Source organism: Nocardioides sp. NBC_00850 (genome assembly GCF_045207335.1).
Lineage (GTDB): Bacteria > Actinomycetota > Actinomycetes > Propionibacteriales > Nocardioidaceae > Nocardioides.
The window spans coordinates 5034133-5060329 of the sequence record NZ_CP108845.1 but is presented as its reverse complement, the minus strand read 5'-3'; the positions used below and the strand labels follow the sequence as shown (position 1 = coordinate 5060329).

Here is a 26197-nt window from a genome sequence, read left to right as displayed (position 1 = left end):
GGGATGACGTGCGCGGGCAGGGGTCGGTTGCAACACGCTCCTGACCGGTTCGCGGGACCGGTCCGGTGCGCCGTACGCTTGCCCGCATGATCGCCCGTATGTCGACCCTGTTCGTGCGGACCCTGCGTGAGGATCCCGCCGACGCCGAGGTCGCGAGCCACAAGCTGCTTGTCCGTGCCGGCTACATCCGCCGCGCCGCTCCGGGGATCTACTCGTGGCTGCCGCTGGGCCTGCGGGTGCTCGGCAAGGTCGAGGGGATCATCCGCGAGGAGATGGCCGCGATCGGCGCCCAGGAGGTGCACTTCCCGGCGCTGCTGCCGCGCGAGCCCTACGAGGCGACCGGCCGCTGGACGGAGTACGGCGACGGCATCTTCCGGCTCAAGGACCGCAAGGAGGCCGACTACCTGCTCGGTCCCACGCACGAGGAGATGTTCACGCTCCTGGTCAAGGACCTCTACGGCTCCTACAAGGACCTGCCGCTGGCGATCTACCAGATCCAGACGAAGTACCGCGACGAGGCGCGTCCCCGTGCGGGGCTGCTGCGCGGCCGCGAGTTCATCATGAAGGACTCCTACTCCTTCGACTACACCGACGAAGGGCTGTCGGCGGCCTACGACGCCCACCGCGCGGCGTACGTCAAGGTCTTCGACCGCCTCGGGTTCGAGTACGTCATCGTCAAGGCCACCTCTGGCGCGATGGGCGGCTCGGCCTCCGAGGAGTTCCTGGCCGTCTCCGAGGCCGGCGAGGACACCTTCGTACGCTCGCCCGGCGGCTACGCCGCCAACGTCGAGGCGGTCACGACGCTGGCCCCCGAGCCGCTCTCCTACGAGGACGTGCCGGCCGCCCACGCCGAGGACACTCCCGACACCCCGACGATCCAGACGCTCGTCGACCACCTCAACGAGGCGTTCCCGCGCGAGGACCGTCCCTGGGAGGCCGGCGACACGCTGAAGAACGTGCTGGTGACGCTGCGTCACCCCGACGGCACCGTCGAGCCGCTCGCCATCGGCCTGCCCGGTGACCGCGACGTCGACATCAAGCGCCTCGAAGGCCAGTTGGAGCCGATCGAGGTCGAGCCCATGGACGACGTCGAGCTGAAGAAGCACCCCGAGCTGGTCAAGGGCTACATCGGTCCTGAGGCTCTGGGGGAGTCGTCCGCATCGGGGATCCGGTATCTCGTGGACCCGCGTGTGGTCACCGGCACCCGCTGGGTCACCGGCGCCAACATCGAGGGCAAGCACGTCATCGACCTGGTCGCCGGCCGCGACTTCACCCCCGACGGCACCATCGAGGCCGCCGAGGTCCGCGAGGGCGACCCGGCTCCCGACGGCTCCGGCCCGCTGACCCTGGCCCGTGGCATCGAGATGGGCCACGTCTTCCAGCTCGGCCGCAAGTACGCCGACGCGCTGGGGCTCCAGGTGCTCGACGAGAACGGCAAGCTCGTCACCGTCACCATGGGCTCCTACGGCATCGGTGTCACCCGCGCCGTGGCCGCCGTCGCCGAGGGCACCCTCGACGACATCGGCCTCGCCTGGCCCCGCAACGTCGCTCCGTACGACATCCACCTGGTCGCGACCGGCAAGGACGCCGCTGTCTTCGAGGCTGCCGCGAAGCTCGCCGGTGAGCTCGAGGCCGCCGGCATCGACGTGCTCTACGACGACCGCCCCAAGGTCTCGCCGGGCGTGAAGTTCAAGGACGCCGAGCTCATCGGCGTCCCGACCATCGTCACCGTCGGTAAGGGCCTGGTCGAGGGCAAGGTCGAGGTCAAGGACCGCAAGAGCGGCGAGAGGACCGAGGTCGCTCTCGACGCTGCCGTCGCCCACCTCACCGAGGTCGTCCGGGGCTGACATAACCGGGACTTCTCGGGTGTTTCCTGCGCTTCTCGGGTGTTGCAACGCCTGAGAAGTGCAGGAATACCCGGTTAACAGGGGATTCCAACGCCCCCGGATGCGGCAAGATCGACCCATGACGGGGGACAGGATTCTTGACCGTACGCTCGCCCGGCGGGTGACGAGCGCCGCGGAGGCGGCTGCGGGGGTCGGGCCGGGGAAGACGGTGGCGTTCTCGGGGTTCGCCGGAATCGGGCGACCGAAGGCCGTGCCCGAGGCCCTGGGGCTGGTCCGGGAGTGGCCGGAGGGCGTCGACGTACGTCATTCGCGGGTCGCCCAGCATGCGGCCTCCGGGTTCTACGGCGCTCTCGACGTCGCGGTGGTCGAGGTGGCGGCGATCCTGCCCAACGGGCTGCTCGTCCCGGGGAGCAGCGTCGGCAACAACCAGACGTGGCTCGACGTCGCCGACGCCGTGATCCTCGAGGTCAACAGCTGGCATCCGCGCGGGTTCGAGGGCTTCCACGACATCCATCACGGCTCCCAGCTGCCGCCGGCGCGGGCGCCGATCCAGCTGACGACGCCGATGCAGAGGATCGGTGACCCTTTCCTGCTCGTCGATCCGGCCAAGGTCGTCGCCGTCGTCGAGACCGATCGCCCCGACCGAGGCTCACCGCCACGCGTGATCGACGACGAGAGTCGCGCGATCGCCGAGCTCGTCTTGGACTTCCTCCGCCATGAGGTACGCCACGGCCGCCTGCACCACAGCCTGCTTCCGCTCCACGCCGGCGCGGGTCCCGTCGCCGACGCGGTTCTCACCGGGCTCCAGGAAGCCGAGTTCGAGCACCTGACCGCCTACACCGACACCGTCCGGGACGGTCTCCTCGACCTGCTCGACTCCGGGAAGCTGATCGGCGTCTCGGCGACCTCCTTCGGCCTCTCCGAGGCGGGCGCGCGCCGGTTCAACGACGACGTCCACCACTACAAGGGCCGGGTCCTGCTGCGCCCGCAGGAGATGTCGAACCACCCCGAGGTCATCCGGCGGCTCGGCCTCATCGCGATCGACTCGATGGCCGAGGCCGACATCCACGGCAACGTGAACGCCCTCGGCGGATCGGGTGACTTCGCGAACAACGCCCACCTCAACGTCTTCGCCGCCCCCTCCACCGCCGAGCGAGGCACCGTCTCGCGCATCGTGCCGTTCGTCGGCCATGTCGACCACACCGCGCACGATGTGCAGGTCATCATCACCGAGCAGGGTGTGGCCGACCTGCGCGGCATCTCTCCCGCCGCCCGCGCCCGGCGGATCATCGATCACTGCGCCCATCCCGACTTCCGCGCGCAGCTCACCGATCTGGTCGATTCGGCCCAGCTGTCCCACTGAAATCACGATGAGTCGGCGGCTGTCACACCGCTAGGGTCGTGGCCATGGCGATCGACGCGGTGATCTTCGACTGGGGCGGCACGCTGACGAAGTGGCACGACATCGACTTCCACGCGGAGTCGCTGGCGCTCGCGCAGGCGGTGAGCGGTGCCTGCGACGACGACCACCCGGTCAACGCGACCAGGCTCCACCAGGCCGGCGAGACGATCTGGGCCCGCAGCCGCGACCACCAGCAGAGCTCGGCGATCGGCGACCTCTTCGACGAGGCCGGCCTCGAACACGACCCGGACCTGCTCGACGCCTACTACGAGTTCTGGGAGCCGCACACCCTGACCGACCCCGAGGTCGGGCCACTGTGGGAGGCGCTCCGCGCCGACGGCGTACGTGTCGGGGTGCTGTCCAACACGATCTGGCCGCGTGCGTGGCACCGCGGGTTCTTCGAGCGCGACCGGGTGCTCGACCTGCTCGACGGTGACGTCTACACCTCCGAGGTTCCCTGGACGAAGCCCGCCGAGGAGGCGTTCCACGCGGCCATGGATGCCGTGAAGGTCTCGGATCCGTCTCGATGCGTCTACGTGGGCGACAGGCTCTTCGACGATGTGTACGGTGCTCAGAAGGCCGGTCTGCGGGCGATTCATATCCCGCACAGCAACATCCCGAGCAGCCAGGTGGGCCACAGCGAGGGCTCTCCGGACGCTGTCGCGCAACGATTGAGCGACATACACCAGATCGTTCGCTCCTGGGAATGACGCCAGGAAAAGTTGCAAGTTCTTGCAATGCGCTTTTGCGGGTCTGGGCCATTCTGAGCGGGGATTGCATACTTCTGCAAGAGAGGTTCAGCCCCAGGCGACTTCTCAGGCCTCGTGTCCAGGCCAAAACCTGGCCCGCGAGCCGCCCGGTCTCGGGAGACATCTCGGGAGTCTCCCGCGCCGGACGGTTCGCGGGCCATCTCGGCTTTTGGGGATTAGGTCCCCGGGAACGCCCGCGGTTTCGCGCCCAGATCGAGCTGGCGCGCGGCCGCCCGGCAGAGCAGCTGGATGAGGAGCGTCCGGTCGGTGCCGGTCGCCTTCGGGGCCAGCGAGAGATAGGTCGCGGTGGTGTCCTGCTCCAGCCGCAGCGCCGCGGCGCGGATGCCGGCCTCCGACCCGATCCGGCCGGGCAGGTCGTAGACGGCGGAGGGCGCGACCGGCTCGATCCCGGCGGCCACCACGTGCGCGGCCAGCGCCTCCCGGGCGTTCACGTGGTCGTCGTACGCATCGGTGAGCGCCCGCGCCAGAGCCGGCGAGGACGTCGCCGAGGTGTGCCCGCCCAGGGCGCCCAGAACGTAGATCGCGGAGTGCTCGACCGCGAGCGCCGCCTGGAGCGCTTCGGTCGAGGCCGAGGTCGCGGTCGTCATGCGAGACCTCGTCCGTGCAGGAGCTGCTGCTGACCGGCGGCAGCCGAGGCGAGCAGCGTGATCAGCTGCGGGTCGGCTGCGCGCCCGGCCGCGGCGGTGAGCGTCGTGACCAGGGCGAGCTGGCGCTCCTGCCAGCGCCCGGCCGCCGGCGCCGCGGTCACGCCCTTGGTCGGCGCCAGCGCCTCGATGTGCACGCGATGGAGCTGCACGAACGCGGACGGGGCGCCCTCGTCGGCGCCGAGGATCTCCGCGACCGTGGCGTCGATCACACTCTGGTCGGGGTTGGCGGGGGCCGGGGGAGTGCTGGGTGGAGGTGCTTTGACAGGATCCAGCATCTCCGAGGCCGAACACGCCGAGGCGGCCAGCGGGGCAACCACGGCGACACCCACAGCGGTGCGCCGCGAGAGCATCCGGAGGGCACGTGCGCTGGTCACGTGAGGAACCCTAACGACACCCGGCGGGAGTCGCGTCAGCGGCTTTCCAACACAGCCGCGCGCTGTTCGAGACGCCCGAGGCGTACAGGTATGGTGTCACCAGAAGTGCTGCGTGCTCGGAGGCGCATACAACAGGACCGGACAACAGGATGCAGGGGGAGATCGCGTTGAGTGCTGAGCGGAAGGACGCGATCGCGAGTGCCATCGAAAAGGCCCTCGCAGACCCGCTTCAGGCCCTGGGCTTCGACATCGAGGCCGTGGAGATCACGCCGGCCGGCAAGCGCCGGATCCTGCGGATCGCCGTCGACAAGGACGGCGGGATCACCCACGAGGAGGTCACCGAGGCAACCCGTGAGGTCAACCGGGTCCTCGACGAGTCCGACGTCATGGGCGAGCAGCCCTACACGCTCGAGGTGACCTCTCCCGGCGTCGACCGGCCGCTGACCCTGCCGCGCCACTGGCGCCGCAACAAGAGTCGCCTGGTCAAGGTCACCACCACCGACGGCTCCGCGTTCACCGGACGGGTCAAGGAGTCCGACGACGAGCGGGTGAGCCTCGAGGTGAGCGGCAAGCGCCGCGATGTGGCGTACGCGGACGTGAAGAAGGCGCTTGTGCAGATCGAGTTCAAGCGGATCGACGAGGGGGAGTAGGCCATGGACATCGATATGAGCATCCTGCGGATGCTGGAGCGGGAGCGGGAGATCTCGCTCGATGTGCTCGTCGAGGCGATCGAGCAGGGGCTGCTGACCGCCTACCACAAGACCGGCGACTCGCAGACGAAGGCGCGGGTCGACCTGGACCGCAAGACCGGGCACGTACGCGTGCTGGCCGCCGAGGTCGACGACGAGGGCAACGTCGTCGGGGAGTACGACGACACGCCCGAGGGCTTCGGCCGGATCGCCGCGACGACCGCCAAGCAGATCGTGCTGCAGCGGCTGCGCGACGCCGAGGACGACGTGAAGTTCGGCGAGTTCTCCGGCAAGGAGGGCGACATCCTCTCCGGCGTCATCCAGCAGGGCCGCAACCCCGACGACGTGCTCGTCGACCTGGGCCGGCTCGAGGGCGTCATCCCGCTCTCCGAGCGAGTGCCCGGCGAGGACTACAGCCACGGCACCCGGATCAAGGCTCTCGTGGTCAGCGTGCGCAAGGGCATGCGCGGCCCGCAGATCACCCTCTCGCGCTCCCACCCCAACCTGGTCAAGAAGCTCTTCTCCTTCGAGGTGCCCGAGATCGCCGACGGCACCGTCGAGATCTCCGCGATCGCCCGCGAGGCCGGCCACCGCACCAAGATCGCGGTCAAGTCGACCGTCCCCGGCGTCAACGCCAAGGGCGCCTGCATCGGCCCGATGGGCCAGCGGGTCCGCCAGGTCATGTCCGAGCTGCAGGGCGAGAAGATCGACATCGTCGACTGGTCCGAGGACCCGAAGGTGCTCGTCGCCTCCGCGCTCTCGCCGGCCCGGGTCTCCTCGGTGCAGATCATCGACGAGGCGACCAAGTCGGCCCGTGTCGTGGTGCCCGACTACCAGCTCTCCCTGGCCATCGGCAAGGAGGGCCAGAACGCCCGCCTGGCCGCTCGCCTGACCGGCTGGCGCATCGACATCCGCTCCGACGAGGAGACCCCGGTCGCCTGAACATCGCGGCTCGCCAGGTCGCTAGCCTGTGCGGCATGGCGAGCGTGCGTGAGACCACTCTGACCGACTCCGAGGGCGTCGTGCTGGAGCCGGACGGGGCCACCACAGGCGTACTCGTGCTGTCGGGGTCGTCGGGGCGGATCGAGACCGACAGGTGCCGGATGCTGGCCTCGCACGGGGTGGCGGCGGCGTCGATCCGCTACTTCGGCGGCCCCGGACAGCCGGGCGAAGCTCGGCTGATACCGCTGGAGACGTTCGACGACGTCCTCGCCGACCTCCACTCCCGCTACCAGCGGCTGGTGGTGCTCGGGACGTCCTGGGGCGCCCAGGCCGCGCTCCTGCTCGGCACCCTGCACCCCGAGATCGACGCGGTGGTCGGGATCTCCCCGACGTACGTCTCCTGGGCGGGCCTCAGCGACGAACGCCCGCAGCGGTCCTCGTGGACGCTGCGCGGCGAGCAGGTGCCGTTCGTGCCGTTCGACGACGAGGCGATCGAGGATGCGGTGAAGGAGGCAGGCGGGGAGCTCCCGTCGTTCTGCGAGGCCTACCTCTCGGCACTGGAGACGTACGCCGACCGGGTGCCCGCTGCGACCATCCCGGTCGAGCGCATCGCCGGTGATGTCGTCCTGGTCGCCGGGGGAGGCGACGCGCTGTGGCCCTCGGTCCTCGCCGCCGAGGCGGTCCGGCGGCGGCGTACGGCCCACGACCTGGAGACGGTCGTGGTCACCCATCCCGACGCCGGCCACCGGGTCGTGCTGCCCGGGGAGCCGGTGCTCCCGCTCAGCCAGCGGCTCGCATGGGGTGGTTCGGAGGCGGCCGACCGTGAGCTCGGCCTGCGGGCCTGGCCGGAGATCGCCGCGATCCTGTGACCGCCGCTATCTGGTGAGGACGGGTCACGGAATAAGAACGACCTGTGCCCCGGTTTCGTCTACCGAACCCCGCAAGCGGTAGTGTTAAGGATCGGTGGCACGCCTCGAAGAAACTACGCAGAACGGACCTGTCCGTACGTGCGTGGGTTGCCGGAAGCGAGCCGCCAAGCGCGAGTTGTTGCGGGTGACCGCCGGCTCGGACCGCAACGGCCAGCCGGCCGTGGTGCCCGATCCGACAGCCACCGCACCCGGGCGAGGGGCGCATGTGCACCCCACGCGTGAGTGTTACGAACTCGCGGTGCGCCGGAAGGCGTTCACCCGGGCCCTACGGGCCCCGGGCGGGCTTTCCAGCGCACCGGTGGAGGACTACCTCGACACGCGTCACACATCCACGACCGTCGCCGACGGTCAACTGACCAGGAACTGGAGCAAAAGCTCATGAGCACTCGATGAGTACTTCGCGATGAGCGTGTTCTACAACCATTAGTGGTCACAGTTTCAACCCGGATTTGGGTCTGTGGCCAGAAGGAGAAACGTGGCTAAGACCCGAGTCCACGAACTCGCCAAAGAGTTCGGAGTCGAGAGCAAGTTCGTTCTCGAGAAGTTCAAGGAGATGGGTGAGTTCGTCAAGTCGGCGAGCTCGACCGTCGAGCTCCCTGCGGAGATGCGTTTCCGCAAGGAGATCGGCCCCGGCCTGAAGGCCGGCGGCAAGGGTGGTTCCGCGTCCTCGGACGAGAAGGCCGCCCCCAAGCCCGGCCCCAAGCCGGCAGCTCCCAGGCCCGCGGCCCCCAAGAAGGCTGCGGACACGGCGCCCGAGAAGCCTGCTGAGGCGCCTGCGGCGTCCAAGCCGGCTGCGCCCAAGCCCGGCCCGAAGCCCCCGGCCAAGAAGGCCGAGGCTCCGCCGGTCGCCCCCGCGGCGTCGGCTGCTCCGGCCGCTCCCAAGCCCAGCCCGAACGCGGCGCCGTCCGGCGACCGCCGCTCGGCCGCTCCCAAGCCGGGTGCGCCCAGGCCTGGTGCCCCGAAGCCCGGCGCTCGTCCGCAGACCCCCGCGGCTCGCGGTGGCGCGGGTGGCACCGGCGGCGCCGGTGCCGGTCGTCCCGGACCGCGTCCGGTCGGCAAGCCCGGCGCTCCGCGCCCGGGCAACAACCCGTTCTCCTCCAACCAGGGCATGGGGCGTCCGCGTCCCGGCGGCCAGGGTGGAGGCCAGGGTCAAGGTGGCCAGGGCGGTGCCCCGGCCGGCGGCGACCAGCGTCCGCCGCGTCCTGCTGCTGCCCGTGAGGGTGGCCAGGCAGGTGGCCGTCCCGGTATGCCGCGTCCCAACCCGGCGATGATGCCGAAGTCCCCGGCCGCGTTCGGTGCCCGTCCTGGCGGCGGTCCCGGTGGTCGTGCCGGTGCTCCGGGTCGTCCCGGTGGCGGCGGCGGTCGTGCTGGTGCTCCGGGTCGTCCCGGTGGCGGCGGCGGTGCCGGTCGTCCGGGTGGCGGCGGCTTCGGCGGCGGTCCCGGTGGCGGTCGCCCCGGTGCCGGTCGTCCCGGTGGTCGCGGAACGACCCAGGGTGCCTTCGGTCGCCCGGGTGGTCCTTCGCGCCGTGGCCGGAAGTCGAAGCGGGCGCGTCGCCAGGAGTTCGAGGCCATGGAGGCCCCGACCATCGGCGGCATCCGCGTACGCAAGGGCAACGGCGAGACCGTGCGTCTCGCCCGTGGCGCCTCGCTGACCGACTTCGCCGAGAAGATCAACGTCGACCCGGCTCAGCTGGTGCAGATGCTGTTCGGCCTCGGTGAGATGGTCACCGCGACCGAGTCCGTCAACGACGAGACCCTCGAGCTGCTCGGTGAGGAGCTCAACTACATCGTCCAGGTCGTCTCCCCCGAGGACGAGGACCGCGAGCTGCTGGAGTCCTTCGACATCGAGCTCGGCGACGAGGGCGACGAGTCCGACTGGACGGTCCGACCGCCGGTCGTCACCGTCATGGGTCACGTCGACCACGGTAAGACCAAGCTGCTCGACGCGATCCGTGACGCCAACGTCATCGAGGGCGAGGCCGGTGGCATCACCCAGCACATCGGTGCCTACCAGGTCTCGACCGAGGTCGACGGCCAAGAGCGCAAGATCACCTTCATCGACACCCCGGGTCACGAGGCGTTCACCGCCATGCGTGCCCGTGGCTCGCAGTCCTCGGACCTCGCGGTCCTCGTGGTCGCTGCCGATGACGGTGTGATGCCGCAGACGATCGAGGCGCTCAACCACGCCAAGGCGGCCGGTGTCCCGATCGTGGTCGCGATCAACAAGATCGACAAGCCGGAGGCGGACCCGACCAAGATCCGTGGCCAGCTGACCGAATACGGCGTCATCCCCGAGGAGTACGGCGGCGACACCATGTTCGTCGAGATCTCGGCGAAGTCGCGGATCAACATCGAGGGCCTTCTCGAGGCCGTCGTGCTGACCGCCGACGCCTCGCTCGACCTGCAGGCCAACGCCAGCCAGGACGCGCAGGGCATCGTGATCGAGGCTCACCTCGACCGCGGTCGCGGCCCCGTCGCGACCATCCTGGTCCAGCGCGGCACGCTGCGCGTGGGTGAGTCCATCGTCGCCGGTCCGGCCCACGGCCGTGTCCGCGCGATGATCGACGAGTACGGCCACGAGATCACCGAGGCGACCCCGTCGCGTCCGGCGATGGTCCTGGGTCTCTCGGCGGTGCCGGGTGCCGGTCAGAGCTTCCTGGTCGTCGAGGACGACCGGATGGCTCGCCAGATCGCCGAGAAGCGCGAGGCACGCGAGCGTGCCGCGCAGCAGGCCAAGCGCCGCGTACGCCGCACGCTGGAGGACTTCATGGCCTCCATGGAGAAGGGCGAGAGCCAGGAGCTCAACCTCATCCTCAAGGGCGACGTGTCCGGTTCGGTCGAGGCGCTCGAGGACGCACTGGCCAAGATCGATGTGGGTGGCGACGAGGTCTCCATCCGGGTCATCGACCGCGGTGTCGGTGCGATCACCGAGACCAACGTCGACCTGGCTGCTGCCTCCGACGCGATCATCATCGGCTTCAACGTCCGCCCGCAGGGCAAGGCGACGGAGCTGGCCGATCGCGAGGGTGTCGAGATCCGCTACTACTCGGTCATCTACCAGGCGATCGAGGAGATCGAGGCGGCCCTCAAGGGCATGCTCAAGCCGGAGTACGAGGAGAAGGTCCTCGGCAAGGCGGAGATCCGTGCGATCTTCCGCTCGTCGAAGGCCGGAAACATCGCCGGTTGTATGGTCACCGAGGGCCTCATCCGCCGCAACGCCAAGGTTCGCGTCCTGCGCGACGGCGCCGTGGCGGCCGACAACCTCGACCTGGCCTCGCTGCGCCGCGAGAAGGACGACGCCTCCGAGGTCCGCGAGGGCTTCGAGTGCGGTCTGGTCCTGAAGAACTTCCAGGACATCAAGGAAGGCGACATCATCGAAGCCTTCGAGATGGTGGAGATTCCCCGAGGCTGAAATGAGCCTCTGACGTTGGCCGGGTCGCAGTCGCGGCCCGGCCAACGTCTCGATTTACTTCGATTATTTGAGAGAGTGTGAACATGAGTAGCCCACGGGTTCGCCGGATCGCTGACCGGATCAAGGTCATCGTGGCGCAGATGCTGGAGCGACGGATCAAGGATCCGCGGATCGGGTTCGTCACCGTCACCGACGTACGTGTGACCGGCGACAGCCAGCAGGCCACGATCTTCTACACGGTGCTGGGCGCCGACTCGGAGGCGGAGCTGGCCGGCACGGCCGCCGCGCTGGAGTCGGCCAAGGGGCTGATCCGCTCCGAGGTCGCCAAGCAGCTCGGCACCCGCACCGCGCCGACGCTGGAGTTCATCCACGACGCGCTGCCGGAGACCGCCCGCCACCTCGACGACGTGCTCGCGCGCGCCAAGGCGCAGGACGACGCGGTCGCCGCTGCGCGCGGGGAGACCTACGCAGGCGAGCCAGACCCCTACAAGAAGCCCCGCGACGCGGACGATGAGTGGGACGAGGACGACGAGGAGTGAGTGCCCCCGCTCCGCGAACCTCCTCGGGCTCCGCTTCGGCTGGTGGGCTGGTCATCGTCGACAAGCCTGCCGGGGTCACCTCCCACGACGTCGTCGCGCGCGTACGGCGGCTGGCCGGCACCCGCAAGGTCGGGCATGCCGGCACCCTGGACCCGATGGCCACCGGCGTGCTCGTTCTGGGGGTGGAGCGCGCCACCCGGCTCCTCGGCCACCTGATGCTGACCGAGAAGTCCTACTCGGCGACGGTGCGGCTGGGCGTCTCGACGACCACGGATGACGCCGAGGGCGAGGTCGTCGAGACGCGCTCGGCCGCGGGCATCGACGAGGAGCGCGTACGCAGCGCCTTCGCCACCCAGGTCGGCGACATCCTCCAGGTGCCGACCGCGGTCTCGGCGATCAAGGTCGACGGGAAGCGCGCCTACCAGCGCGTACGCGACGGGGAGCAGGTCGAGCTGAAGGCCCGGCCGGTCACGGTGCACGAGCTCACCGTCGGCGAGCTCCGCAGCGAGGGCGACGTGGTCGATGTCGACATCTCCGTGCGCTGCTCCTCGGGCACCTACATCCGCGCGATCGCCCGCGACGTCGGTGCGGCGCTCGGGGTCGGTGGCCACCTGACGATGCTGCGCCGCACCGCAGTCGGACCCTATGGCCTCGACGTCGCCAAGACGCTCGACGAGCTCAGCGACGAGTTCGCCGCGCTGCCCCTGGCAGAGGCTGCCCGCGCCGCCTTCACCCCGTACGACCTCTCCGAGGAGCAGGCGCAGGACGTCCGCTTCGGCCGGAAGCTGAAGATCACCGTCGACGGGCTCACCGCCGTCTTCGCTCCCGACGGCGAGTTCCTCGCGCTCTACGAGCCGGTCGGGCCTGAGACGGCCAAGGCGACCGCTGTCTTCGTCGGCTGACAACCCACGCCGAGACGTCACTCCGGTCGGTCGAGCTGGCACAGCCGTGCCAGCTCGACCGACCGGAGTGACGTCTCGGCCTGCGGGGGTGACGTCTCGGCGAGGTGGAACGCTTGTCAGGTGGCCCGGATCCCGGGAAGGGGAGCGAGGGTGGATATTCTGGCGGCGTGTTCTGGAGAAGTCTGAGCGAGGTGCCCGCCGACCTCGGCCGCACCTGTGTCGTGGTCGGCAACTTCGACGGCGTCCATCTCGGGCACCAGCATGTGCTGCGCCGGGGGCGCGAGGTGGCGGACGCCAAGGACCTCACCCTGGTGGCGGTCACCTTCGACCCGCACCCGATGGCGGTGCTGCGGCCCGAGCACGCCCCCGGTGTGCTCACCACGATGGAGGAGCGCGCCGAGCTGCTGCTCGCGGCCGGTGCCGACGCCGTGCTCGCGCTGCCGTTCGACATGGAGATGGCCAACTGGTCACCCGACGACTTCGCTCAGCGTGTGCTCGTCGACGCGCTGCACGCCGAGGCGTGCGTGGTCGGCGCCAACTTCCGCTACGGCTGCAAGGCCGCCGGCGACGTGGCCGACCTGGTCGCCTACGGCAAGATCCACGACTTCTCCGCCGAGGGGATCCCGCTCGACGGCGGGCCCCAGGTGTGGTCCTCGACGTACATCCGTACGTGTCTGGCGACCGGTGACGTCACCGGCGCGGCCGAGGCGCTCGGCCGTCCCTACTCGGTGCGCGGCGTCGTCGTGAAGGGCGACCAGCGTGGCCGCGAGCTCGGCTTCCCGACGGCCAACGTGCCCACCGACTCGCTGACCGCGGTGCCGCCCGACGGCATCTACGCGGGCTGGCTGACGCGGCGCGACACCGGCGAGCGGTTCCCCGCCGCCATCTCGGTCGGCACGAACCCCACCTTCGAGGGCGTGGTCGGGCGCCGGGTCGAGTCCTACGTGCTCGACCGCGACGACCTCGAGCTCTACGGCGTCGAGGTCGAGGTCGCCTTCGTGGAGCGGCTGCGCGGCATGGTCGCCTTCGAGGGGATCGACGCGCTCGTCGAGCAGATGCGCGCCGACGTGGTGCGGGCTCGCGCCATCCTTCAGCAGGGTCTTACCGAGCCGTAGACCCCGCGGCCTGTTCAGCAGGGTCCAGGTGCGGTTGAATTGTTGGCTATGGATCCCCACCCCACCCCAACGTCCGCCTACGAGACCGAGGTCGAGGCCGAGCGCCCGCGCGGCGGCATCCCGGCCTTCCTCAACGCGGTCCTGGTCACCGGTGGCCTCTGGGTCCTGCAGTTCCTCTCCGGCTCCGCACCGTTCTCGACCTGGATGGAGGAGAACGGCACCGACTCGGCCGGCTGGGTGGCCGCGCTGCTCGGCGACCGGCTCACCTACTTCGGCGACGGCTCCTTCAGCGGCCTCTTCTCCGGCGACGACCTGGTGAACTCCGCCGTCCTCACCGGCACCGTCTTCGTGCTCACCTGGCTGCTGACCTGGCTCGGCACCATCGGCATCTGGCCGCGGGCGTTCTGGCCGGTGTTCCTCGGCTGCTGGTTCGCCGCGATCGTCGCCACCGCCGCGGGACAGGTCGCAGGGAGCCTCTACTCCTACCTCGCCGGCAACTCCGCGTCGTTCGTGGCCACGCTCGGCGAAGCGCTCGAGTCGGGTGCTGCGTACGGGCTGACCTACGGGTGGGCGACCGGGTTCCTGATCGCGCTGATCTGGCTCGCGGTGCCGGGCAAGAGCGACGAGGTGGAGGAGTACACGCCGATGTCCTCGCTCATCTCCGGCGGCCCTGGCGGTCCCGCGGGTCCCGGCGGCCCCGGCGGCCCTGGGGGAGCGCCGGGTGGCTACGGCCAGCAGCTGCGCGCCAGCGTCGCGGTGCCGACCGCCCAGACCCGCCTCGCGCCCGCCTCGCCGGCGGGGCGGCCTGTTCAGCCCGTCCAGGTGCGCACCTTCACCGGCCCCACCCGGGCCTCCGGGCCGGCCGGCGACACGGCCGCCTGGAAGGACTTCGTACGCGACGTACGCGGCCGGTCCTAGCCGAGCCCGTTCCAGGGCCAGATTCAGGGCCGGCTCCTCGACGTCGCTGAGCTCTTCGGCGGCGCGCGGTGCAATGCTCTGGCAAGTAGTGCGCACTGCGTAGTAGTGTGCCAAGCATGGATACCACCCAGCTGCTCAAAGGGGTGCTCGACCTGACCGTCCTGGCCGTCGTCGACGGCGAGGACGCGTACGGCTATGACATCGTCCGCAAGCTCCGCGACAGCGGGCTCACGGACGTCGGCGACGCGTCGGTCTACGGCACCCTGCGGCGGCTGTACGCCGCCGGCGCCCTGACCTCCTACGTCGTCCCGTCGGAGTCCGGTCCGCACCGCAAGTACTACGGCATCACACCTGCCGGGCAAGGCCAGCTCAAGCAGCAGAGCGAGGACTGGTCCCACTTCTCCACCACCGTCACCGAGATCCTCCGAGGGGCAAGCGCATGACGACCACAGATGCCGAGGCCAACGTCGCGCCGGAGGTGCGGCTCTTCCTGGCTCGCGTACGCCGCGAGCTCGACGACCTCGACCCGGAGGTGCTCAGCGACATCACCGACGGGCTCGAGGCCGACTTCACCGAGCTGGTCGAGGAGCGCGGTCCCGACGCGCTCGGCGACCCGGTCGAGTACGCCAAGGAGCTGCGGGCCGCCGCGGGCATCCCCGTGGGCGTGAAGGCGCCTCGGGGGTTCGGGGAGCGGGTCGACGGGCTCCTGGACGCCGGCCACGACCGCTTCGACGCGGCGGTCGCCAAGCTCGGTGAGCTGCTGCGTACGGACCTGGGGCCGGTGGTCGCCTGGCTGCGGCCGCTGTGGTGGATCGTGCGTGCCTGGGCCGCGGCCTGGCTGGTCTCGGCGATGTTCGGGTGGAGCATGTCGAGCGCCCCGGCCGTGCTGCTCCTCATCGTCGCGGTGGCGGTCAGCATGTTCATCGGCGCCGGTCGCGTCTGGCCCGGTGGTGAGCGGGGGACCGCCGCACGGGTCGTGCTCCTGGGTCTGAACACGTTCGCCGCGTTCGTGCTCTTCATGACCTGGGCGAGCGGGGGTGGTGGCAGCACCGCCTACGACCGTGGCTGGAGCGACGGCTTCGACGAGGCCGGCGCCGGCGGCGGGTACGCCGCGCCGATGGACGAGCAGGCCGGGATCTACGCCAACGGGAAGTGGGTCAGCAACATCTACCCGTACGACGCCTCGGGCAAGCCGCTGACCGGCGTCCAGCTCTTCGACCAGGAGGGGAAGCCGATCGACGTCGTCACCCAGCCCGACTGCACCTCGACGTCCACCGCTCCGCTCCCGCCGGTCACCGGCGACGAGCTCGACATGGCCGAGGTGGTCTGCACCGACGAGATGACCGGTGAGCCGCTGCAGCCGCGGATCTTCTACCCGTGGTCCAACGGTGCCGCGCAACTCTACAACGTCTTCCCGCTGCCCAGCCGGGTTCAGCCGGACACGGCGCTCGACCCGAACGCGTTCGCGGACGGGAGCGAGGACGCACCGGTGATCCAGGAGCCGCCGCTGGCGACCGTACCGAAGGCGTCGCTTCCCGGGATCACGACGACCTTCCCGAGCGCTTCACCGAGCGCCTCGCCGAGCGCCGCTGAGAAACCATGAGCTGACCGATGCAACCGAACCCGGCTCCACAGCGTCGAACCCAGTGGTGGGAGAGACGAGGGGGAGAGTGATGAAGTTCTGGTGGAGGTTGCGCCGGCTGGTGGCGCGTCTCGTGCTCGTGGCCTGATCCGGCGGCGATTCGGGGCGTACGCCGGCTCGCTGTTAATCTTCTCGGGTTGTCGACCCATGGGGGTCGGCGGCTCAAGCCGTGAAATCGGCCGCGGACCAAGAGTGCCCCGGTGAACAGGCCCGGGCGCGCCGCGCAACGAGTAGGCCTTCGGGCCGGAAGGGAGCCTTCGCATGGCAGTTGGAACTGACGCGGAGACCAAGAAGAAGATCATCGCCGAGTACGCCACGACCGAGGGTGACACCGGCTCGCCGGAGGTGCAGATCGCGCTGCTGTCGCACCGCATCTCCCACCTGACCGACCACCTCAAGGAGCACAAGCACGACCACCACAGCCGTCGTGGTCTGCTGCTGCTCGTCGGCCAGCGCCGCCGCCTTCTCAACTACCTTCAGAAGAAGGACATCGAGCGCTACCGCTCGATCATCGAGAAGCTCGGCCTTCGTCGTTGATCTCCTGATCTTCGCAGCAACGGGCCGCCCCCACATCGGGGGCGGCCCGTTCGCCTGTTTTAGGGAAGGTTGGGCCCGAGTGGGCATTCCTGCCCGTTCTCGGGTGAATCAGGCGCAGTGTGGAGACCGTGCATCGACAGATTGCGGGCAAACTGACCGGGCCGAAGACCAAGTACGTCGTGGTGGTCTTCTGGCTGCTCGCCGTGGTCGCCCTCGGCGGGTTCGCCGGGAAGCTGACCGAGGTGCAGAACAACGAGGCCAGCTCCTGGCTGCCGGAGTCGGCGGAGTCGACCCGCGGGTTCGACAAGATGAGCCCCTTCCAGAACCCCAACGCGATCCCCACCACGCTCGTCTACACCTCGACCACCACCACCGGAGCCGACCTCGCCGCGGTCGCCTCGGGTGACATCGCCGAGCTCGGCGGTCTCGACGGGGTCGAGGGCGAGATCGAGCCGCCGCGGTTGTCCGAGGACGGCGAGGTCGCCCAGCTCACCGTGACCTTCGACCTCGGCTCCGACGGCTGGAACAAGATGCCCGACCTCGTCGACGAGGTCCGCGGGATCGCCGATCACGACGGCGTACGGCTGCACGTCACCGGCCAGGGTGGCTCCGCGGCCGATGCGGCGGAGGCGTTCGGCGGCATCGACTCGACGCTCCTGCTGGCCGCGCTCGCGGTGGTCGTGGTCATCTTGCTGTTCGTCTATCGCAGCCCCGTGCTCTGGCTCTTCCCGATCGTCTCGGTGGTGGTCGGCCTGGGCGTGACGATGGGCCTGGTCTACTTCCTGGCGAAGGAGGCGGGGCTGACCGTCAACGGCCAGAGCCAGGCCATCTTGAGCATCCTGGCGATCGGTGCCGGCACCGACTACGCCCTGCTGCTGGTCTCCCGCTACCGCGAGGAGCTGCGCAACTTCGAGGACCGTCACGACGCGATGGCGCATGCCCTGCACCGTGCCGCCCCGGCGATCCTCGCCAGCGCCGTGACGGTCGCCCTGGCCATGCTCTGCCTGACCTTCGCGGAGATGAACTCGACCTCCGGGATGGGGCCGGTCGTGGCCGTCGGGATCGGGGTGACCTATCTGGTGATGGTCACCCTCCTGCCTGCCCTGCTGGTCATCTGCGGCCGCTGGGTCTTCTGGCCGAAGCGTCCGGCGTTCGGGTCGGCGGACCCGACCGGTACCGGACTGTGGGCGAGAGTCGGCCGGATGATCTCGGTCCGGCCGCGCAGGGTCTGGGTGGTGACGACCGGCCTTCTGCTCCTCGCCTGCCTCGGCCTGTTCCGGCTCGACGCCAACGGACTGGCATCGGACGAGACCTACACCAAGGAGTTCGACTCGATCACCGGCCAGCAGGTGCTGGTCGACCACGAGATGGCCGACCAGTCCAACCAGATCCTCGTGGTCGCCGACGCGGCGGCGCAGGAGCAGGTGCAGCAGGCGCTCGACGGCGTCGACGGGCTGGTGCCCACCGAGACCCCGGCGGGGGAGATGGTGAGCTTCCCGCTCGGCCCGCCGCAGGACGGTGTCGTCGCGATCGCGGCGGTGGTGGACGCTGACGTGACCTCGCCCCAGGCGTACGACATCGTGGCCGCCGCACGCTCGTCGGTGCAGGAGGTGGATGGCTCGGGCGCGCTGGTCACCGGGACCTCGGCGATGATGCTCGACACCCTCGATGCCAGTCAGCGCGACAACCTGGTGATCATCCCGATCGTCCTGCTGGTCGTGCTGCTGGTGTTGATGGTGCTCCTGCGGGCGCTGGTCGCCCCGTTGATCCTGCTCGGCACGGTGATCCTGTCGTTCGGGGCAGCACTCGGCATATCGGTGCTGCTCTTCGAGTTCGTCTTCGGCTTCGCCGGCACGGACCCGGGGTTCCCGCTGTTCGCCTTCGTGTTCCTGGTCGCGCTGGGCATCGACTACAACATCTTCCTGATGACCAGGGTGCGTGAGGAGGCGCAGGTCCTCGGCACCCGGGCGGGGTCGCTCGTCGGCCTGACCTCGACCGGTGGCGTGATCACCTCGGCGGGCGTCGTCCTCGCGGCGACGTTCCTGGTGCTCGGCTCGCTGCCGATGGTCTTCCTGGCCGAGATCGGGGTGACCGTGGCGCTGGGGGTCATGCTCGACACGATGATCGTCCGGTCGATCCTGGTCACCGCCATCAATCTCGATGCCGGCGACCGGATCTGGTGGCCGAGTCGACTGGCGAAACCTAAACAAGAGTAAGTTGGTCATGTTAATATCCCGGCATGACGTCCCCAGGTCTGAACCGACGCACCTTCCTCACCACCGCGGCGCTCGGGGCGGCAGCGGTGGGCGCCACCCAGGTCACTGACTCGGTGACGGCCGGCGCCGCCGCGGGTGCTCCGGCGATCCTCAAGCCGCTGCCCGTCGAGCGGTTCATCGACTACGGCACCAACGCCGAGACCCGCTGGGACTCGGTCGACCCGCGCCGCTACCTGACCCCGCAGGCCGACCTCTTCGTGCGCAACCACACCGCGACCCCGCAGATCGACCCGGAGACGTACGAGCTGGAGATCTTCGGTGACGGGCTGCGCGATCCGGCCGGCGTCAAGCTCACTCTCGACGACCTCAAGGCCTTCCGGCACGTCGAGACGACCTCGGTGCACGAGTGCACCGGCAACGGCCGCAGCTTCTTCACCACCCAGCAGGGCCAGGAGGTCAGCGGTACCAAGTGGACGCTGGGAGCGGTGGGCGCGGTCCGCTGGAAGGGCGTACGCCTGGCGGACGTCCTGACCGCTGTCGGCATCCGTCAGGACTCGGTCTCGGTGCAGGCGAGCGGGCTCGACGCCAGCTATGTGGACAAAGGCGTCGACTACGGCCGGGTGCGGCGCCCGTTCCCGATCGAGAAGGCCTTCGACGACGCCCTGCTCGTCTGGGGCGCCAACGGTGAGGACCTGCTGCCCGACCACGGCTTCCCGCTACGGCTGCTGCTGCCCGGCTGGATCGGCATCGCGAGCATCAAGTGGCTCGGCTCGCTGGAGGTGTCCACGAGCGTGCTGACCTCGCCGTGGGACACGAAGTGGTACAACGTCGACGGCCCGCTCACCGTCAACCCGGTCCGCTCCGCCCTCGAGCTCGAGTGGAACGCAGAGATCCCGACCGGCGACCGGATTGTGCTGAGCGGCCGCTCCTGGTCCGGTGCCGCGCCGATCGCGCGCGTCGAGATCAGCACCGACGGGGGAGAGACCTGGGCGCGGGCGGTTCCGCACGCGCCCGGTCGTCCGACCGGCGGCCACGGCCTCGGCTGGGCGCAGTGGGACCACACCTGGCGCAACCCCGAGCCGGGGGCGTACGAGATCCTCGTCCGGGCAACCGACCGGGCCGGCCGCACCCAGCCGGACGTCGCCGCCCACAATCCCGGCGGCTACCTCTTCGACGCCGTCGTACGTCACCCCGTCACCGTCGTGTGATGTCGTCGCCGAGGCACGCGCGTGCCTCCGTTCCGCATTTCGGGCAGGGGACGGATAGGCTGAGCGATGAGTGCTAGCGCCAGCCGCGCAGGCACTCGGAAAATGGAACACATCACCAGGAGCGGCCCGCCCGTCCGGCTCGGTCCTCGGTAGTGATTCCCAGGTCCGTCGCGGACCTGAGGGTCTCGATCGAAGACCGGCCCCGTGCACAACGAGTGCACACGCCCGGCGCGGGGGCGCTCCGAGACCTAGACAAGGACGAATCCTTGACTGAACCAGTCATCACTGCCGTCGAGACGACCATCGACAACGGCAAGTTCGGCACCCGCACCGTCAAGTTCGAGACCGGGCTGCTCGCCCGGCAGGCCGCGGGTTCCGTGACCGCCTACCTCGACGACGAGACGATGCTGCTCTCGGCGACCACCGCCTCCAAGCAGCCGAAGGACCACTTCGACTTCTTCCCGCTCACCATCGACGTCGAGGAGCGGATGTACGCCGCGGGCAAGATCCCCGGCTCCTTCTTCCGCTCCGAGGGTCGCCCGGGCGAGGACGCGATCCTCACCTGCCGCCTGATCGACCGCCCGCTGCGCCCGACCTTCAAGAAGGGTCTGCGCAACGAGGTCCAGGTCGTCATCACCGTCATGGCGCTCGACCCCGACCAGCCCTACGACGTGCTCGCGATCAACGCCGCGTCGATGTCGACCCAGCTCTCCGGCCTGCCGTTCTCCGGCCCGGTCGGCGGCGTACGCGTCGCCCTGATCGAGGGCCAGTGGGTCGCCTTCCCGTCGCACAGCCAGCTCGAGAACGCCGTCTTCGACATGGTCGTGGCCGGCCGTGTCACCGAGACCGGTGACGTCGCCATCATGATGGTCGAGGCCGAGGCCACCGAGGTCGCCTGGGAGCTCGTCCAGTCCGGCACCCAGGCCCCGAACGAGGCCATCGTGGCTGGTGGTATCGACGCCGCCAAGCCGTTCATCAAGCAGCTGGTCGAGGCCCAGGCCGAGCTGGCCAAGCAGGCCGCCAAGCCGGTTCAGGACTTCCCGGTCTTCCTGGACTTCCAGGACGACGTCTACGAGGCCGTCGAGGCCACCGTCGGCGCCGACGTCACCGACCTCTACAGCGTCAAGGGCTCGCGCGAGCGCGTCCTGACCAAGCTGGAGCGCGAGGAGGAGGGCGATCGGATCAAGCTCGCCCTGCTCGAGAAGATCGGCGCCCAGTTCGAGGGTCGCGAGGGCGAGATCGGTGCGGCGTACAAGGCCATCACCAAGAAGGCCATCCGCACCCAGGTCCTGCGCGACAAGGTCCGCATCGACGGTCGTGGCCTGGCCGACATCCGTCCGCTGCACTCCGAGGTCGGCGTGATCCCGCGGGTCCACGGCTCGGCGCTCTTCGAGCGCGGCGAGACCCAGATCCTGGGTGTCACCACCCTCGACATGCTCAAGATGGAGCAGCAGCTCGACACGCTCTCCCCGGAGAAGCACCGTCGCTACATGCACAAGTACATCTTCCCGCCGTTCTCCACCGGTGAGACCGGCCGCGTGGGCTCGCCCAAGCGTCGCGAGGTCGGCCACGGTGCGCTCGCCCGCCGCGCGCTCCTGCCGGTGCTCCCGAGCCGCGAGGAGTTCCCCTACGCGATCCGCCAGCTCTCCGAGGCGATGGGCTCCAACGGCTCCACCTCGATGGGCTCGGTCTGCGCCTCGACGATGTCGCTGCTCAACGCCGGTGTCCCGCTCAAGGCTCCGGTCGCCGGCATCGCGATGGGCCTGATCTCCGGTGAGATCGACGGCGAGACGAAGTACGTCGCGCTGACCGACATTCTCGGTGCCGAGGACGCCTTCGGAGACATGGACTTCAAGGTCGCCGGCACCGCGGAGTTCGTGACCGCGCTGCAGCTCGACACCAAGCTCGACGGCATCCCGGCCGAGGTCCTCGCTCAGGCCCTCAACCAGGCCAAGGACGCGCGTACGACCATCCTGGACGTCATGCACGAGGCCATCGGTGGCGTCGAGGAGATGGCTGCGACCGCTCCGCGGATCATCACCGTGAAGGTCCCCGTCGACAAGATCGGCGAGCTGATCGGGCCCAAGGGCAAGGTCATCAACCAGATCCAGGACGACACCGGCGCCCAGATCTCCATCGAGGACGACGGCACGGTGCTCATCGGTGCGACCGACGGCGGCGCCGCCGAGGCCGCCCGTGCGGCGGTCAACGCGATCGCCAACCCGACCATGCCCGAGGTCGGCGAGCGCTACCTCGGCACGGTCGTGAAGACGACCAACTTCGGCGCGTTCGTCGCCCTGCTCCCGGGCAAGGACGGCCTGCTCCACATCACCAAGCTGCGCGCCCTCAACGGCGGCAAGCGGGTCGAGTCGGTGGAGGACGTCGTCGAGGTCGGCCAGAAGATCCAGGTCGAGATCGCCGAGATCGACGACCGCGGCAAGCTCTCGCTGGCCCCGGTGCTCGAGGAGGAGGCTCCTTCCGAGGAGACTCCTGCGGAGACCGCCACCGAGGCCGCAGACGAGGAGTGACCTTGGCGTCACGCACCACCCGGGGGACCGGTCGACACGCAGGTGTCGGCCGGTCCTCCGGCTATAACCAGGAGCCCGGCACCACCGTCACGCTCGAGCAGACCGAGGTCAACGGCGCGGTGACGTCGCTCGTACGCCGCACGGTCCATCCCTCGGGTCTGCGGATCGTGACCGAGCAGATGGCCGGGGTCCGTTCGGCCGCCATCGGCGTCTTCATCGGCGTCGGGTCCCGCGACGAGACCGCGCGTCAGCACGGCTGCTCCCACTTCCTCGAGCACCTGCTGTTCAAGGGCACCCCGTCGCGTACGGCCTTGGAGATCTCCTCCTCGTTGGACCGCGTCGGTGGGGAGTTCAACGCCTACACCGCCAAGGAATACACGTGCTTCCACGCGCGGGTGCTCGACGTCGACCTGCCGCTGGCGATCGACGTCGTGGGCGACATGCTGACCTCCTCGCTGATCACGGGGGAGGACGTGGAGGCCGAGCGTGACGTGATCCTCGACGAGATCGCGATGCACGACGACGACCCCGACGACGTGATCCACAACCTCGTCTCCGCGCAGGCGTGGGGTGCCGAGACACCGCTCGGGCGGGGCATCGCCGGCACGGAGGCCTCGATCGCCGCGCTGACCCGCGAGGAGATCAACGACTTCTACCGAGCCCACTACGTGGCGCCCAGGATGGTCGTCTCGGTCGCCGGCAACGTCGACCACGACGAGGTCGTGGCGATGGTGGAGAAGGCGTTCTCCGGCTCGGGCTTCCTGCGGGGATCGGCCGCGCCGGTGCCTCCGCGTGAGGGGTCGCCGCTCGAGGTCGCACCCGGCGAGATCAGCGCCCAGCGGCCGCTGGAGCAGGTCAACGTCATCCTGGCCCGTGAGGGGCTGCAGCGTGGCGACGACCGCCGCTTCGCCTTCGAGGTGGTCAACACCGCCGTCGGCGGCGCGACCTCCTCACGGCTCTTCCAGGAGGTCCGCGAACACCGGGGCCTGGCCTACTCGGTCTTCTCCTACGCCTACAGCCACGCCGAGACGGGTCTCTTCGGGGTCCAGGTCGGCTGCCTGCCGGCCAAGCTCGACGAGGTCCTCGAGGTCGTACGCTCCGAGCTGGCCGCCGTAGCCCGCGACGGCATCACCGCCGAGGAGCTCGAGCTCGGCAAGGGCCAGCTGCGTGGCGGCCTCGTGCTGGGCCTGGAGGACTCTGCCTCCCGGATGTCCCGCATCGGCCGCGCCGAGCTGGTCCACCGCGAGCTCTACTCGATCGACGAGGTGCTGGCGCGGATCGACGCGGTCACTCTGGAGGAGTGCCGTGAGGTTGCCGCCGAGATCCTCACCCGGCCCGAGATCCTGGCGGTAGTGGGACCGGCCTGACGCCGAGTCGGCGCGTCCTGACCGGACTTCCGGTCGAGTCGGCTCGTCATGACGAGCCGACTCCGCGCTTCGCGCGGTTACTCCTTCGCTCGGCGCGAGCGGACGAGCAAGCTCGCCGCTCGACCTCGCTCCAGTCGTCTCGGCGCGATCTGGGTCAGCGCTTGCCGATGATCCCGACGGCGGCGGGGACCTTGGAGTCGACGATGGAGACGCGGAACCCGGCGTCGGCCAGGGCCTTGCTCGCCTTCTCGACGATCTCGGGGACCTGCTCGCGCTGGGTGGCCTCGTAGAAGAGGTTGACGGTGCCGCCGGGGAGTACGCGCTCATGGAGCAGCGCTATCTCGGCGGATGCGTCACGCACCCAGAACAGGTTGACGTTGAACGCGAACACCTTCGTCAGCCGCTTGACCGGGACCCGCAGCGTCGCGAGGTCGATCTGGCGAACCGTGAGGCGTCCTGCCTCCAGGTACTTCGCGCAGCGTCGCTTCGTACGATCGACACCCGACTCCGAGCGGTCGATCGCAAATAGCTTTCCGGTCTCCAGCCGGCTACAGATCAGCTCGGCACCAGCCCCCGGGCCACAGCCGATCTCAAGGACATGATCGTTCGGTTGAATGTCCATGAAATCAACGGCCCAACGGATCCGAGCAGGGATCGTCTGCACCACCATGGGTCCAAGACTGCCAGATCCTCATACCGTTCCGCTCACAGCCCCTTCGACAAGCTCTGAACAAGCCTCGCAATTTGTTCACCGGATGGTGGTCGATCGTTGCTGGAGCGTGATCTATAAGGTGTGGCCTCATGACTAAGGTGGCTGTTCTCGGTGCACGTGGCAAGCTCGGTTCGGCGGTCTGCGAGGCCGTCGAGTCCGCCGATGACCTGGAGCTCGTCGCCAGGATCGGTCGTGACGACGAGCTCTCGGCGATCACCGACGCCGGTGCCGAGGTGGCCGTCGACGTCACCACGCTCGAGGCGGTGATGGGCAACGCGGAGTTCTGCCTGTCCCACGGCGTGCACACGGTGATCGGCACCTCGGGCTTCGGGCCCGACCGCGTCGAGCAGCTCGAGACCTGGCTGGCGAGGAACCCGGGCGTCGGCGCGATGGTGGTGCCCAACTTCTCGGTCGGCGCGGTGCTGATGATGCGGTTCGCCGAGCTCGCCGCCGCCCACTTCCCGTCGGTGGAGATCGTCGAGACCCACCACGAGCGGAAGGCCGACGCTCCTTCGGGTACGGCACGCAGGACCGCCGAGCTCGTCGCTGCGGCGCGCCGCGAGGCGGGGGTGGACCCGGCGCCCGACGCGACCACCTCGGCCCTCGACGGGGCCCGTGGGGCCTCTGTGGACGGCATCCCGGTCCACTCCCTGCGGATGTCGGGATCGGTCGCCCACCAGGAGGTCATCCTCGGCGGTGTCGGCGAGCTCCTGACCATCCGTCACGACTCGCTCTCGCACGCCTCCTTCGCCCACGGCGTACTCGCCGCGATCCGCGGTATCGGCTCGCGGCCGGGGCTCACGGTCGGCCTGGAGGAAGTCCTCGGTCTCGTCTGAGACCGCCGGGGAGTCAGTTCAGCCCGGGCAGAGGTCGCTGGGCTCGAGCGACTCGTCCTTGGGCTGCTCGGCGGGGTCGGCGAGCAGGCTGCGGTAGTCGTCGTGCCGCAGCGGTCCGTCGGCGAGCTCACCCGAGGACCGCGGTACCTGCAGCGGCCCGGCGTCGTACTCCATCTCCACCCGGTCCACGCCGGGGATCGAGGTCAGCGACAGCACCGTCTGCGCCGTCGCGAGCACGACCCGGTTGGTGGCGATCGTGTCGTCGATGGAGACGCGGAGGTGGGCGGTGCGGTGGGTGATCGCCACGAGCTTCAGCCATCTCTCCGGAGGCAGGGCCGTGCCGAGGCCGGAGCCCAGGTCGCGGGCCGAGGGCCCGTCGCCGAGCTGGCCGAGGATGTTCCTGGCGACGCCTGCGAGGGTCTTCGCGCAGAAGCTCGCCGCCGGCCGGCCGACGAGCCGGCCCTCGGCGTCGACCCAGTAGAGCCGGGGACCGGCGAGACCGCTCGCCGCGCCCGAGGGGACGTCGTCCACGTCCTCGAGCAGGTGGTACGGCACCTCCGAAGGGTCGACGGTGCGTACCTCGTCGTCGTCGGGGACTCCGCACGACGCCACCGCGAGCAGGAGGAGGCCGGCGGCGCCCGCAGCCCAGGACGTACGCACCGCCC

24 protein-coding genes are annotated in these 26197 nt (G+C 69.7%); 20 read left to right on the top strand and 4 right to left on the bottom strand.

Annotation, left to right across the window (positions count from 1 at the left end; translation table 11 throughout):
• Positions 1-86: 86 nt before the first annotated feature.
• The 3 genes from OH802_RS24555 (at position 87) to OH802_RS24545 (ending at position 3959) form a co-directional block, all read left to right on the top strand.
• Positions 87-1847, top strand: a complete 1761-nt coding sequence (locus tag OH802_RS24555; RefSeq protein WP_406022988.1) for a proline--tRNA ligase — start codon at positions 87-89, stop codon at positions 1845-1847.
• A 118-nt stretch (positions 1848-1965) separates the two neighbouring features.
• Complete coding sequence (locus tag OH802_RS24550) at positions 1966-3210, top strand: acetyl-CoA hydrolase/transferase C-terminal domain-containing protein (protein WP_406022986.1); 1245 nt, start codon at positions 1966-1968, stop codon at positions 3208-3210.
• Positions 3211-3254: 44 nt separating this feature from the next.
• Entirely contained in the window at positions 3255-3959 is a 705-nt protein-coding gene (locus OH802_RS24545; RefSeq protein WP_406022984.1) for an HAD family hydrolase, read from the top strand.
• A 215-nt stretch (positions 3960-4174) separates the two neighbouring features.
• Here the strand turns inward: OH802_RS24545 and OH802_RS24540 are convergent, their stop codons facing one another.
• Positions 4175-4606, bottom strand: a complete 432-nt coding sequence (locus OH802_RS24540; RefSeq protein WP_406022982.1) for a DUF4439 domain-containing protein — start codon at positions 4604-4606, stop codon at positions 4175-4177.
• Positions 4603-5040, bottom strand: coding sequence for a hypothetical protein (locus tag OH802_RS24535; RefSeq protein WP_406022980.1), 438 nt, complete (start codon positions 5038-5040; stop codon positions 4603-4605). The genes OH802_RS24540 and OH802_RS24535 overlap by 4 nt, the downstream gene beginning before the upstream one ends.
• 167 nt (positions 5041-5207) lie before the next feature.
• Between OH802_RS24535 and rimP the strand changes: the two genes are divergently transcribed.
• The 16 genes from rimP (at position 5208) to OH802_RS24455 (ending at position 23984) form a co-directional block, all read left to right on the top strand.
• Positions 5208-5690 (top strand): ribosome maturation factor RimP, encoded by a 483-nt coding sequence (gene rimP / locus OH802_RS24530; protein ID WP_406022978.1) that lies wholly within the window; start codon positions 5208-5210, stop codon positions 5688-5690.
• A 3-nt stretch (positions 5691-5693) separates the two neighbouring features.
• A complete protein-coding gene (nusA, locus tag OH802_RS24525; protein ID WP_378673309.1) occupies positions 5694-6671 on the top strand; it encodes a transcription termination factor NusA in 978 nt (325 codons plus the stop codon).
• A 35-nt stretch (positions 6672-6706) separates the two neighbouring features.
• Positions 6707-7540 (top strand): alpha/beta fold hydrolase, encoded by an 834-nt coding sequence (locus OH802_RS24520; protein ID WP_406022976.1) that lies wholly within the window; start codon positions 6707-6709, stop codon positions 7538-7540.
• A 94-nt stretch (positions 7541-7634) separates the two neighbouring features.
• Positions 7635-7982 carry a YlxR family protein gene (locus OH802_RS24515; RefSeq protein ID WP_355229133.1) on the top strand — a complete coding sequence of 116 codons (348 nt, stop codon included), beginning with the start codon at positions 7635-7637 and terminating at the stop codon, positions 7980-7982.
• A gap of 93 nt (positions 7983-8075) precedes the next feature.
• Entirely contained in the window at positions 8076-11012 is a 2937-nt protein-coding gene (infB, locus tag OH802_RS24510) for a translation initiation factor IF-2 (RefSeq protein ID WP_406022974.1), read from the top strand.
• A gap of 83 nt (positions 11013-11095) precedes the next feature.
• Positions 11096-11551, top strand: coding sequence for a 30S ribosome-binding factor RbfA (gene rbfA / locus OH802_RS24505; protein WP_406022972.1), 456 nt, complete (start codon positions 11096-11098; stop codon positions 11549-11551).
• Positions 11548-12453 (top strand): tRNA pseudouridine(55) synthase TruB, encoded by a 906-nt coding sequence (gene truB, locus OH802_RS24500; RefSeq protein WP_406022970.1) that lies wholly within the window; start codon positions 11548-11550, stop codon positions 12451-12453. Before rbfA ends, truB begins: the two co-directional genes overlap by 4 nt.
• A 167-nt stretch (positions 12454-12620) precedes the next feature.
• Complete coding sequence (locus OH802_RS24495; protein ID WP_406022968.1) at positions 12621-13568, top strand: bifunctional riboflavin kinase/FAD synthetase; 948 nt, start codon at positions 12621-12623, stop codon at positions 13566-13568.
• Positions 13569-13616: 48 nt separating this feature from the next.
• Entirely contained in the window at positions 13617-14486 is an 870-nt protein-coding gene (locus OH802_RS24490; protein ID WP_406022966.1) for a hypothetical protein, read from the top strand.
• 116 nt (positions 14487-14602) lie between these two features.
• On the top strand, positions 14603-14929 hold the full coding sequence (locus tag OH802_RS24485; RefSeq protein WP_045548854.1) for a PadR family transcriptional regulator: 327 nt from the start codon (positions 14603-14605) through the stop codon (positions 14927-14929).
• On the top strand, positions 14926-16089 hold the full coding sequence (locus tag OH802_RS24480; RefSeq protein WP_406022963.1) for a hypothetical protein: 1164 nt from the start codon (positions 14926-14928) through the stop codon (positions 16087-16089). The genes OH802_RS24485 and OH802_RS24480 overlap by 4 nt, the downstream gene beginning before the upstream one ends.
• 300 nt (positions 16090-16389) lie before the next feature.
• On the top strand, positions 16390-16665 hold the full coding sequence (gene rpsO / locus OH802_RS24475; protein ID WP_008363208.1) for a 30S ribosomal protein S15: 276 nt from the start codon (positions 16390-16392) through the stop codon (positions 16663-16665).
• A 128-nt stretch (positions 16666-16793) separates the two neighbouring features.
• Positions 16794-18881, top strand: a complete 2088-nt coding sequence (locus OH802_RS24470) for an MMPL family transporter (protein ID WP_406022961.1) — start codon at positions 16794-16796, stop codon at positions 18879-18881.
• A 23-nt stretch (positions 18882-18904) separates the two neighbouring features.
• Positions 18905-20089: a molybdopterin-dependent oxidoreductase gene (locus tag OH802_RS24465; RefSeq protein ID WP_406022959.1), complete on the top strand. Its 1185-nt coding sequence runs from the start codon at positions 18905-18907 to the stop codon at positions 20087-20089.
• A gap of 266 nt (positions 20090-20355) precedes the next feature.
• Entirely contained in the window at positions 20356-22617 is a 2262-nt protein-coding gene (locus OH802_RS24460; protein ID WP_406022957.1) for a polyribonucleotide nucleotidyltransferase, read from the top strand.
• Entirely contained in the window at positions 22614-23984 is a 1371-nt protein-coding gene (locus OH802_RS24455; RefSeq protein ID WP_406022955.1) for a M16 family metallopeptidase, read from the top strand. The genes OH802_RS24460 and OH802_RS24455 overlap by 4 nt, the downstream gene beginning before the upstream one ends.
• Positions 23985-24138: 154 nt before the next feature.
• Here the strand turns inward: OH802_RS24455 and OH802_RS24450 are convergent, their stop codons facing one another.
• Entirely contained in the window at positions 24139-24606 is a 468-nt protein-coding gene (locus OH802_RS24450; protein ID WP_229788274.1) for a trans-aconitate 2-methyltransferase, read from the bottom strand.
• 179 nt (positions 24607-24785) lie between these two features.
• On the opposite strand from OH802_RS24450, the gene dapB reads away from it, so the two are divergent.
• Positions 24786-25532, top strand: a complete 747-nt coding sequence (dapB, locus tag OH802_RS24445) for a 4-hydroxy-tetrahydrodipicolinate reductase (protein WP_406022953.1) — start codon at positions 24786-24788, stop codon at positions 25530-25532.
• 18 nt (positions 25533-25550) lie between these two features.
• Here dapB and OH802_RS24440 read toward each other — a convergent pair whose 3' ends face one another.
• On the bottom strand, positions 25551-26192 hold the full coding sequence (locus OH802_RS24440) for a GerMN domain-containing protein (RefSeq protein WP_406022951.1): 642 nt from the start codon (positions 26190-26192) through the stop codon (positions 25551-25553).
• Positions 26193-26197: the final 5 nt, after the last annotated feature.